This is a genomic window from Pseudomonas citronellolis, from assembly GCF_029335315.1.
In the GTDB taxonomy this organism is placed as follows: domain Bacteria; phylum Pseudomonadota; class Gammaproteobacteria; order Pseudomonadales; family Pseudomonadaceae; genus Pseudomonas; species Pseudomonas citronellolis_A.
Genome location: NZ_JARJLT010000062.1, coordinates 23,346 through 34,049, shown reverse-complemented (window position 1 = coordinate 34,049; position 10,704 = coordinate 23,346). Strand labels below are relative to the sequence as shown.

10 protein-coding genes are annotated in these 10,704 nt (G+C 65.1%); 1 reads left to right on the top strand and 9 read right to left on the bottom strand.

Annotated features, from left to right (window positions below; genetic code table 11):
* Nucleotides 1–363 precede the first annotated feature (363 nt).
* From msrQ to P3W75_RS05130, 6 genes are all read right to left on the bottom strand, one after another.
* Nucleotides 364–972, bottom strand: coding sequence for a protein-methionine-sulfoxide reductase heme-binding subunit MsrQ (msrQ, locus tag P3W75_RS05155; RefSeq protein WP_276226286.1), 609 nt, complete (start codon nucleotides 970–972; stop codon nucleotides 364–366).
* A 5-nt stretch (nucleotides 973–977) separates the two neighbouring features.
* Nucleotides 978–1,982, bottom strand: coding sequence for a protein-methionine-sulfoxide reductase catalytic subunit MsrP (msrP, locus tag P3W75_RS05150; protein WP_276226283.1), 1,005 nt, complete (start codon nucleotides 1,980–1,982; stop codon nucleotides 978–980).
* 62 nt (nucleotides 1,983–2,044) lie between these two features.
* A complete protein-coding gene (gene pssA / locus P3W75_RS05145; RefSeq protein ID WP_276226282.1) occupies nucleotides 2,045–2,863 on the bottom strand; it encodes a CDP-diacylglycerol--serine O-phosphatidyltransferase in 819 nt (272 codons plus the stop codon).
* Nucleotides 2,864–3,002: 139 nt separating this feature from the next.
* Nucleotides 3,003–4,019, bottom strand: a complete 1,017-nt coding sequence (ilvC, locus tag P3W75_RS05140) for a ketol-acid reductoisomerase (RefSeq protein WP_276226281.1) — start codon at nucleotides 4,017–4,019, stop codon at nucleotides 3,003–3,005.
* 46 nt (nucleotides 4,020–4,065) lie between these two features.
* Complete coding sequence (gene ilvN / locus P3W75_RS05135; protein ID WP_276226280.1) at nucleotides 4,066–4,557, bottom strand: acetolactate synthase small subunit; 492 nt, start codon at nucleotides 4,555–4,557, stop codon at nucleotides 4,066–4,068.
* Between the two features lie 2 nt (nucleotides 4,558–4,559).
* Entirely contained in the window at nucleotides 4,560–6,290 is a 1,731-nt protein-coding gene (locus P3W75_RS05130) for an acetolactate synthase 3 large subunit (protein ID WP_276226279.1), read from the bottom strand.
* Nucleotides 6,291–6,682: 392 nt separating this feature from the next.
* On the opposite strand from P3W75_RS05130, the gene P3W75_RS05125 reads away from it, so the two are divergent.
* A complete protein-coding gene (locus P3W75_RS05125) occupies nucleotides 6,683–7,132 on the top strand; it encodes a DUF4124 domain-containing protein (RefSeq protein ID WP_276226278.1) in 450 nt (149 codons plus the stop codon).
* Nucleotides 7,133–7,142: 10 nt separating this feature from the next.
* Here the strand turns inward: P3W75_RS05125 and P3W75_RS05120 are convergent, their stop codons facing one another.
* Genes P3W75_RS05120 through mrcB form a run of 3 tightly spaced genes read right to left on the bottom strand, consistent with a single transcriptional unit; the run spans nucleotide 7,143 to nucleotide 10,637 of the window.
* Complete coding sequence (locus tag P3W75_RS05120; protein ID WP_276226277.1) at nucleotides 7,143–7,472, bottom strand: YqcC family protein; 330 nt, start codon at nucleotides 7,470–7,472, stop codon at nucleotides 7,143–7,145.
* Nucleotides 7,472–8,296 (bottom strand): tetratricopeptide repeat protein, encoded by an 825-nt coding sequence (locus tag P3W75_RS05115; protein WP_276226276.1) that lies wholly within the window; start codon nucleotides 8,294–8,296, stop codon nucleotides 7,472–7,474. The genes P3W75_RS05120 and P3W75_RS05115 overlap by 1 nt, the downstream gene beginning before the upstream one ends.
* A gap of 16 nt (nucleotides 8,297–8,312) precedes the next feature.
* Nucleotides 8,313–10,637: a penicillin-binding protein 1B gene (gene mrcB, locus P3W75_RS05110; RefSeq protein WP_276226275.1), complete on the bottom strand. Its 2,325-nt coding sequence runs from the start codon at nucleotides 10,635–10,637 to the stop codon at nucleotides 8,313–8,315.
* Nucleotides 10,638–10,704: the final 67 nt, after the last annotated feature.

Here is a 10,704-nt window from a genome sequence, read left to right as displayed (position 1 = left end):
TGATTCTTTCGTCTCAACCGAGGCGCGCATTCTACGCTAACCTCTTGTTCCGTCAAGCGTTATTTTCAGAATTTTGCATTCCTACTCAACCGCTTGCGCTTCCGTGAAGGCGAACCTTCTCATCAGCGGGAGGCGCATTCTACAGCGACCAGAGTCACTGTCAAGCACCTCGGCGATCTTCTTTTCAACTCAGCGCCGAAGCGCCAATCGAAAAGCGGCAAGTGAATCACCTGCCTGACCACCACCCTCAACTTCTGCTCGCTTAAGTGCTTGATTTTCAAGCTCTTTCAGCGCTTCGTCGCTGGGAGTGGTGCGCATTATAGGGAGATAAAAATCCCCGTCAACGACTTTCTCAAAGTATTTTCAGCGGGCCGCGAAGCGAGCCCTCAACGCCGGGAGCTGCCGCGCTATCGGCGGCAAGCGCAGAAGCAGCAGGCAGACACCTATGGTGGCGTACAGCGCCCAACGTTCGAAGTCGGAGCGCACGACCCACAGCATATGCAATAGGCCCAGGCCGAGGATGACATATATCAGCCGATGCAGTTTCTTCCAGCCGGAGCCCAGTTTGCGCATGCTGAACCTGTTGGAGGTCAGCGCCAGCGGCAGCAGGCCGAGGAAACCCAGGCTGCCGACAATGATGTAGGGCCGCTTGCGCAGCTCCACGCCCAGCTGCGCCCAGTCCAGCCCGAGGATGAACACTCCGTAGGCGCACAGGTGCAGGCATATATAGGTGAAGCACCACAGCCCCAGTTGCCGGCGCACGAGTATCCAGCCATTCCAGCGCGTGAGCTTCTGCAACGGCGTCATCGCCAGGGTCAGCAGCAGCAGGACCAGACCGCCCTGCCCCAGGTTGTCGACCAGCGCCTTGCCCGGGTCCGGCCCCAGGGCGAAGGTCCAGGCCTGGTACAGCCAGTAGAGCGGCGGCGACAGCGCCAGCAGGAACACGCTGGCGCGCCACAGTGGGTTGCGCATCTGCATCAGTAGTTCTTCCTCAGGTCCATCCCCGCGTACAGCGAGGCCACTTCATCGGCGTAGCCGTTGAACATGAGGGTGGGACGAACATTCGGGCTGAATAGTCCACTGGGCAAGCGACGCTCGTGGGCCTGGCTCCAGCGTGGGTGGTCCACCGTCGGGTTGACGTTGGCGAAGAAGCCGTACTCGTCCGGCGCCAGGCTCTCCCAGGTGGTCTTCGGCTGCTCGGCGACGAAGCTGATGCGGATGATCGACTTGGCGCCCTTGAAGCCGTACTTCCAGGGCACGATCAGGCGCAGCGGCGCGCCGTTCTGGTTGGCCAGCACGCGGCCATACATGCCTACGGCGAGAATCGCCAGCGGGTGCATGGCCTCGTCCATCCGCAGGCCTTCCACATAGGGCCAGTCGATCAGGGCGAAGTTGGATTGCACGCCGGGCATGCGCTCGCGGTCGACCAGCGTCTCGAAGCGCAGGTACTTGGCGTTCCCGGTAGGCTCGACCCGCTTGATCAGCTCGGACAACGGGAAACCGATCCAGGGAATCACCATCGACCAGGCCTCGACGCAGCGCAGGCGATAGATCCGCTCTTCCAGCTGGTAGGGCTTGATGAAGTCCTCGAGGGCGTACTTGCCGGGCTTGGCCACTTCGCCGTCGATCACCACCGACCAGGGTTCCGTCTTCAGCGCGCCGGCGTTGGCCGCCGGATCGCCCTTGTCGGGACCGAACTCATAGAAGTTGTTGTAGCCGGTGGCGTCCTTGAAGGGGGTGATGCTCTCCCCTTGCACGGTCACGGCGTCCCATTTCACCGAAGGAAGCTTGGCGCTGAACCAGGCCGGCGTGCTGGCCGCGGCCTCGACATCCGCATAACGGGATGGATCGGCCACGCCCATAGCGGGGAGGCCGGCCAGCGCGACACCGGCGGCGAGGAAACGGCGACGGGAGAGGTAGAGGCTTTCGGGGGTGACCTCCGATTCATGGCAATCGGAGGGTCGGGCGGTACGGATGAGCATGGCGGGCTCCGCGACGACTGGCTGTATGCGCCAATAGACTGCGGAGCCCGGGGGAAATTACATCAGGCCGGGCGACGACGGCGGCGCAGTTGCAGCAAGTATTGCACCGGACCGGACGCAGCATAAGCGAGGAACAGCAACAGCAGGATGCGCGGCGGGTCGGTGAAGACCACGGCGAACGCCAGCACCACCACCAGGATCGCCACGAAAGGCACGCGACCACGCAGGTCGAGATCCTTGAAGCTGTAGTACTTGATGTTGCTGACCATCAGCATGCCGGCGGCGGCGACCATCAGCGCAACCAGCAGCGACACCTTGGCACCCTGGATGTCGAAGTCGGCGAAGGCCCATACGGTGCCGGCGACCAAGGCCGCGGCGGCCGGGCTGGCGAGGCCGATGAAGTAGCGCTTGTCGGCCTTGCCCACCTGGGTGTTGAAACGCGCCAGACGCAGCGCGGCACCCGCGACATAGATGAAGGCGACCATCCAGCCGACCTTGCCCAGGCTGCTCAGCGCCCACTCGAAGGCGACCAACGCTGGAGCCACGCCGAAGGCGACCATGTCCGACAGCGAGTCGTACTCGGCGCCGAACGCGCTCTGGGTGTTGGTCAGGCGCGCGACGCGACCGTCCAGGCCATCCAGCACCATGGCGACGAAGATCGCGATGGCGGCATTGGAGAAATCGCCACTCATCGCGTTGATGATGGCGTACAGGCCGGTGAACAGCGCCGCCGTGGTGAACAGGTTGGGCAGCAGGTAGATGCCGCGGTGGCGGACCTTGCGGCCGTCGGCGTCATGCCCCTCTTCGACATGCTCGTCGATGGGCAACAGGCTTTCGGTTTCTTCGGAGGCCTTGTTCGGCTCCTCGGGACCTTCACTCATGGAGACTTCCTTAGGGAACTCAGCGGAATACGTTCGGGCGCGGGGCGCGGACGCCGGGCGCACAGGCTTTATACCAGAACCCCGGCCAAGAACGAAAAAACGCGGCCGAGGCCGCGTTTCTTCGAGTGTCGCAAGGACCTTAGTTCTTGGCCTTGTCGACGATCTTGTTGGCGGCGATCCACGGCATCATGGCGCGCAGCTTCTCGCCGACGACTTCGATGCCGTGGGCAGCGTTGTTGCGGCGGTAGGCGGTCATCGACGGGTAGTTGGCCGCGCCTTCGGTGATGAACATCTTGGCGTATTCGCCGTCCTGGATGCGCTTCAGAGCGTTGCGCATGGCCTGACGGGATTCGGCGTTGATGACTTCCGGGCCGGTCACGTACTCGCCGTATTCGGCGTTGTTGGAGATCGAGTAGTTCATGTTGGCGATGCCGCCTTCGAACATGAGGTCAACGATCAGCTTCAGTTCGTGCAGGCACTCGAAGTAGGCCATTTCCGGCGCGTAACCGGCTTCGACCAGGGTTTCGAAGCCGGCTTTCACCAGCTCGACGCAACCGCCGCAGAGAACGGCCTGCTCGCCGAACAGGTCGGTTTCGGTCTCGTCCTTGAAGGTGGTTTCGATGATGCCGGTACGGCCGCCGCCGACGCCGCAGGCGTAGGACAGGGCGACGTTCTTGGCGTTGCCCGAAGCGTCCTGGTAGATGGCGATCAGGTCAGGGATGCCGCCGCCCTTGACGAATTCGGAGCGCACGGTGTGGCCCGGGGCCTTCGGCGCGATCATGATCACGTCGAGGTCGGCACGCGGTACGACCTGGTTGTAGTGGATCGAGAAGCCGTGGGCGAAGGCCAGGGTGGCGCCTTTCTTCAGGTTCGGCTCGATCTCGTCCTTGTACAGGCGGCCCTGGAATTCGTCCGGGGTCAGGATCATCACCAGGTCGGCGGCGGCGACGGCGCTCGGCACGTCAGCCACTTTCAGGCCGTGGTTCTGTGCCTTGACGGCGGACGGCGAGCCCGGGCGCAGGCCGACGGTAACGTCGACGCCGGAGTCTTTCAGGTTGCAGGCGTGGGCGTGGCCCTGGGAACCGTAACCGATGATGGCAACTTTCTTGCCCTGGATGATGGAGAGGTCACAGTCTTTATCGTAGAAAACGCGCATTTGGGTAATCCCCTGGTCTAGTGGCCTCGTGGGCCGTCTTTCAAATTCAGATGCTGAGAGTCTTGTCGCCGCGAGCGATGCCGGTCACCCCGGAGCGGACCGTCTCGATGATCGAGGCGGTGCCGATGGCCTGGATGAAGCTGTCGAGCTTGTCGCTGGTGCCGGCCAGCTGCACGGTGTAGACGCTGCTGGTGACGTCGACGATCTGGCCGCGGAAGATGTCGGTGGTGCGCTTGACCTCGGCGCGCTGGGCGCCGGTGGCCTTGATCTTCACCAGCATCAGCTCGCGCTCGATGTGGGCGCTTTCCGACAGGTTCACCAGCTTCACCACCTCGATCAGCTTGTTGAGGTTCTTGGTGATCTGCTCGATGACTTCGTCATGGCCGGCCGTGGTCAGGGTCAGACGCGACAGGGTCGGGTCTTCGGTCGGCGCCACGGTCAGGGTTTCGATGTTGTAGTTGCGCTGGGAGAACAGGCCGACCACGCGGGACAGCGCGCCGGGTTCGTTTTCCAGCAGCAGGGAAATGATGTGTCGCATGATCAGGTACGCTCCGTCTTGCTCAGCCACATGTCGCGCATCGCACCGCCGCGGATCTGCATCGGATAGACGTGCTCGCTGGTATCGACCTGGATGTCGAGGAAGACCAGGCGATTCTTCATCGCGAAGGCTTCTTCCATCTTCGGCTTCAGGTCCTTCAGGTCGGTGATACGCATACCGACGTGACCATAGGCCTCGGCCAGCTTGACGAAGTCAGGCAGCGATTCCATGTAGGAGTGCGAGTAGCGGCTGCTGTACTGCATGTCCTGCCACTGGCGGACCATGCCCAGCGCACCGTTGTTCAGGTTGACGATCTTCACCGGCAGGTCGTACTGCAGGCAGGTCGACAGTTCCTGGATGTTCATCTGGATACTGCCTTCGCCGGTCACGCAGGCCACGTCGGCCTCCGGGAAGTTCAGCTTCACGCCCATGGCCGCCGGGAAACCGAAGCCCATGGTGCCCAGGCCACCGGAGTTGATCCAGCGATTGGGCTTGTTGAAGCGGTAGTACTGCGCGGCGAACATCTGGTGCTGGCCCACGTCGGAGGCGACGAAGGCGTCGCCGCCGGTCACTTCCCACAGGGTCTCGATCACGCTCTGCGGCTTGATGATGCTGCCGTCGCCCTTGTCGTAGGGGAACAGGCCGCGGCTGCCGCGCCATTCGTCGATCTGCTTCCACCAGGCGGCGAGCGCTTCCTTGTTCGGGGTCTCGCCGATTTCCTTGAGGATGGCGACCATCTCGGTCAGCACGCTGTCCACCGGGCCGACGATCGGGATGTCGGCCTTGACGGTCTTGGAGATCGAGGCCGGGTCGATGTCGACGTGGATGAACTTGGCGTTCGGGCAGAACTTGGCCGCGGTCTCGCCGTTGATGACGCGGTCATCGAAGCGCGCGCCGACGGCGAAGATCACGTCCGCGTGGTGCATCGCCAGGTTGGCGGTGTAGCTGCCGTGCATGCCGAGCATGCCGACGAACTGGCGGTCGTTGCCCGGGTAGCCGCCCAGGCCCATCAGGGTGTTGGTCACCGGGACGTTGAGCAGGCGCGCCACTTCGGTCAGCGGCTCGGCAGCGTTGCCCATGATGACGCCGCCACCGGAATAGATGATCGGGCGCTTGGCGGCCAGCAGCATCTCGGCGGCCTTGCGGATCTGGCCGGAGTGGCCACGGACCGCGGGGCTGTAGGAGCGCAGCTTGACCTTCTTCGGGTACGAGTATTCGAACTTCTGGGTCGGATCGCCCATGTCCTTCGGAATGTCGATCACCACCGGGCCCGGACGGCCGGACTGGGCGATGTAGAAGGCCTTCTTGATGACCTCGGGGATTTCCGAAGGATGCTTGATGATGAAGCTGTGCTTCACGATCGGCCGGGAAATGCCGACCATGTCGGTTTCCTGGAACGCGTCGGTACCGACCATGTTGCTCGACACCTGGCCGGAGATCACCACCATCGGGATGGAGTCCATATAGGCGGTGGCGATGCCGGTGATGGCGTTGGTCGCGCCGGGGCCGGAGGTCACCAGGACCACGCCGGGCTTGCCGGTGGCGCGAGCGTAACCGTCGGCCATGTGGGTGGCGGCCTGCTCGTGGCGAACCAGGATGTGGGTTACTTCGTTCTCTTTGAAGAGAGCGTCGTAGATATGCAGGAGGGCACCGCCCGGGTACCCATAGATGTACTTAACGCCTTCGTCACGCAGCGAGCGGACGACCATTTCAGCGCCGGATAAAAGCTCCACGTTGTCACCTCTAAAAACGCTAAACGGCCTCCCAGGGGGGGCGACCGAAACTTGGATGGCTGCCCGGCAGACAATTGGGCGAATGTGATCGCCGGCTACGTCGACTGCCGAATGACAGAACTTGGAGGCGCACCTGGAGTGTTACGGAGGGCCTCCACCCAGCGCGAGGTAACGCGAAGCAGGGTGAAACATTAGCGGCGCGGGTAGCGCCTCTTGTCTGCCGAGTAAAACCAGCTTGCGGCCGGCCCACTGCAGCGAACCTTGGATTCTTCTTATTCGAAGGGGCCAAGTCAAGCCGAATATGGGCGCGTGTTGTGATCTTTCTCTGCGGAAGCGTCGATGCTTTTGGTTATAGTTACCCGCAAACATCCCCATCCAAGGACCGATACAGCATGCGACGGACGATTTTGACGGGCGCCTTGATGTTCGCCCTGAGCGCTCCGCTGATGGCCGCCCAGGTGTACAAATGGGTCGACGCCCAGGGCGTCACGCACTTCGGCGCGCAGCCGCCGCAAGGCACCACGGCCACCAGCGTCGACACCAAGGTCGCCCAGCCGCCGTCAGGCTTCCCGCTGCCACCCAAGGCGGCTGCGGCCGCCCTCGAGCCGTCGGCCGCCGACAAGCAGAAGGCCGCCGACGAGAAGGTGCGCGAGCAGGTGGCGCAACAGGAGGCCGAGCGCGTGCGCTATTGCGACACGCTGCGGACCAACCTGGCGCAGCTGAAGAACAATCCGCGGGTCCGCGTCAGCGGCGACGACGGCGAAATGCGCCGCATCCCGGAAGAAGAACGTCAGGCCCGCATCACCCAGACCGAGCAGGACCTGCAGAAGAACTGCAACTGAGGCGCGACGCTCAGGGCGCCTCGCCGATCAGGCGGTCGAACGCGCCCAGCGCCTCGAGCAGCCCGAGCATCCGCTCGCCCTCGCCGGCGTAGACCACCTCGGCGATCTCGCGAATGCCCGAGGCGCGCGGCAGGTCCGCGCCACTCTCGATGATCAGCTTCATGCGCGGCAGGAAGATCCACTGCAGCCATTCCGAGAGATCCAGCGTATCCACGCAGAACGGTTCCTGGCTGGCCAGCGCCTCGTCCGAGGGCGGCTGCGCCGCCCACAACTCCAGCGCGCGCAGTTCACGCTCGATCAGCAGCAGTTGATCGGCCAGGGCAGGCAGGCGGCTGTCCATCACAGGGTCGCCTTGGCGTTCTGCCGGGCGGTGGCGGCGCCGGCGGCGTCACCCTGGGCTGCGCGGGCCTTGGCGATCACGTCCCAGAGGCTGGCCTGCAGGGTCGGGCGACCGTTGGCCAGCGACAGGCCACGACGGGCGACCTGCTCGGCCTGGGCGTTGTCACCCTGGGCCAGGCGCACCTGGGCCAGCTTGTAGAGCACCTGCGGCTCGCGCGGGGCGATGCGCTGGGCACGTTCCAGGCTGGCCGAGGCGCCGTTGAGGTCGCCGCCGCCCTGCTGTTGCTGGGCGGTGGTCAGCAGCGCCAGCACCGGGCCGTCGAGCTGTTCGTCGGCGGCCAGCGGCGCGCTGCGCGAGGGAATGCCGGACGGCGCCTGCACCGGCGCGGCGGGCGCCTGCTGCTGGTAGCCGGATTGTTGCTGGTAGGCCGGCTGCTGGTAGGTCTGCTGGGTGAAGCCACCGGTGCTGCTGATACTGCTCGGCGCGCTGGAAACCGGCGCCGCCGGGCTGCCGTAGCCGTTGCTGCTGGTGGTGATCGGCCCGGTGCTCAGCGGCGCGGCGCCGGACTGCGCCGGGTAGGTCTGGATCGGCGCCACGCCGGAATCCTGCGGGACACCGACGGTCACGCCGGAGTCGCCCGACGGCTGGGCGACCGCGCGCGGCGCGCTGGCATAGGTCTGCCGGCTATTGCTGGAGTAGCCGACACGCTCCTGGTTGGATACGGAAGTACCGGAGTCCTGTACCGGGATCGCGCCCTGCTGCGGGGAGGCGCAGCCGGACAACACAGCCGCGGCGGCGGCCACGGCAAACCACGCATTTCTCACTTCGATTCCTCTCGCCTCAGTTCAGCCAGCCACGGACCCAGTCCATGACTTCGCCGGCCGGGGTCTGCTGGTTGTTGCCACAGCCGGCGCCGGGCGCCGGCTCGCTTCCGCGAATATAGGGCATCTGCACGGCGCCCGGGCAACTGGCTTCGCTGCCCTGGCCGGTGCGCGGATCGACCCAGGCCATGCTGACATTATCCGGCATCGGCATGTCCAGCGGCAGGGGGTCGGCCTTGCGCATGAAGCTGGTCCAGATCTGCAGCGCGCCGGTGGCCCCGGTGAAGGGCGTCTTGCCGTTGTCGTCGCGGCCCAGCCAGACCACCGCCAGCAGGTCCTGGCCGAAACCGGAGAACCAGCTGTCGCGGGAATCGTTGGTGGTGCCGGTCTTGCCGGCCAGGGTCAGGCTCGCCGGCAACTGGTTGTAGGCCGAGCGCGCGGTGCCCTCGCGCATCACCCGCTGCATGGCGTTCTGCAGCAGGTAGATGGAGCCCGGATCGAAGCGCTGCTGGACCTGGAACGGGTAGCGCTTGAGCGGCTGGCCGTCGGCGGCGACCACGCTGCGGATGCTCCGCAGCGGGGTATTGAAGCCGCCGCTGGCGATGGTCTGGTACATGGTCGCGACCTGCATCGGGGTCATCGCCCCGGCGCCCAGCAGCATCGACGGGTAGGCCGGCCAGTCCACCTGCACGCCCAGGCGCTCGAGGGTCTTGAGCACGTTCGGCACGCCCAGATCGAGGCCCAGCTTGGCGGTGGACAGGTTCAACGAACGCGCCAGCCCCTGGTAGAGGAAGATGGTGCCGTTGGAGTCGCCTTCGTAGTTCTTCGGCGTCCACACCTGGCCGTCCTTGCCCTTGACGGAGAACGGCTGGTCCTGGATCCAGGTGGTCAGGGTGTACTGGCTGGGGCGCTCCAGGGCGGTGAGGTAGACCGCCGGCTTGACCAGCGAGCCGATCGGCCGGGTGGCGTCCACCGCGCGGTTGAAGCCGGCGAAGCGCGAATCGCGGCTGCCGATCAGCGCCTGGATCTCGCCGGTTTCCGGGTTGGTCACGACCATCGCCGTCTCGGTCTGGTCGAGGCCCTTGCGCCCGGCGAAACGCTTGAAGGTGTCGGTGACCGCGCTCTCGGCCTTGTACTGCAGGATCGGGTCGAAGCTGGTGAAGATGCGCAGGCCTTCCTCGGTCAGATCTTCCTCGCGGTAGTCCTGACGCAGCTGGCGCTTCACCAGGTCGAGGAACGCCGGGTAGGAACTGTTGGCCATGCTGCCCTGGCGGGTCACGCCCAGCGGCGACTGTTTCGCGGCCGAGGCCTGTTCGGCGGTGATCACGCCCTGCTCGGCGAGCACGTCGAGCACCACGTTGCGGCGTTCCAGCGCGCGCTCGGGGTTGCGCCGCGGGTTGTAGTAGGACGGGCCCTTGACCATGCCCACCAGGAGGGCGATCTGCGGCAGCTTCAGTTCCGACAGCGGCTGGCTGAAGAAGTACTGGCTGGCGAGGCCGAAGCCGTTCACCGAGCGCTGGCCGTCCTGGCCGAGGAACACCTCGTTGAGGTAGCCCTCGAGGATTTCGCGCTTGTCGTAGTGCAGCTCCAGCAGCACCGCCATCATGGCTTCGGTGAGCTTGCGGCTGAGGCTGCGCTCGTTGGTCAGGAAGAAGTTCTTCACCAACTGCTGGGTCAGGGTACTGCCGCCCTGGCGCAGCTGCCCGGCGCTGGCGTTGACCCAGACGGCGCGGGCGATGGACTTCAGCGAGACGCCGTGGTGGGTCCAGAAGTCGCGGTCTTCCACCGCCACCAGGGTATCGACCAGGTACGGCGGCACCTCGTCGAGCTTGATGAGGATGCGGTCTTCGTTGTGCGACGGGTACATGCCGCCGATCAGCAGCGGCTCCATGCGCGCGACCGCCAGGTCGGCGCCGTCGGCGCGGGACAGCGCGGCCACGTTGTCGCCGGCGAAACGCACGCGGATACGCTGCGCGGGTTCGGCGCCTTCGTAGAACTGGAAGCCACGGGTATTCAGGTCGACCGTGCTGCCGGACACCGCGACCACGCCGGGGCCGCTGACGCTGCCGTCGCGACGGTAGCCAAGGGCGCCGAGCTCCTGGAGGAAGTCGTCCTTGTTCAGCTTCAGGCCGACGAACAGCTCCAGCGGCCGGGCGTATACCTTGGCCGGGATGGTCCAGCGCTTGCCGGAGAACTTCTCCTGCACGACCGCATCGAGGTACACGGCGAAGCCGGCCAGCACGACGGCGCCGACCAGGCTGAGTTTGACCAGCCAGCCCAGCCACTTGCGCGACGAGGAAGGCTTCTGATTCTTACGGGAACGGGGGGTTCGGGGACGCGTCATGGCGGCGCATTATACGTACTTTATCCACAGGGGACAGACACCGCACCTGGCGGCGTCCGGGCTCTGT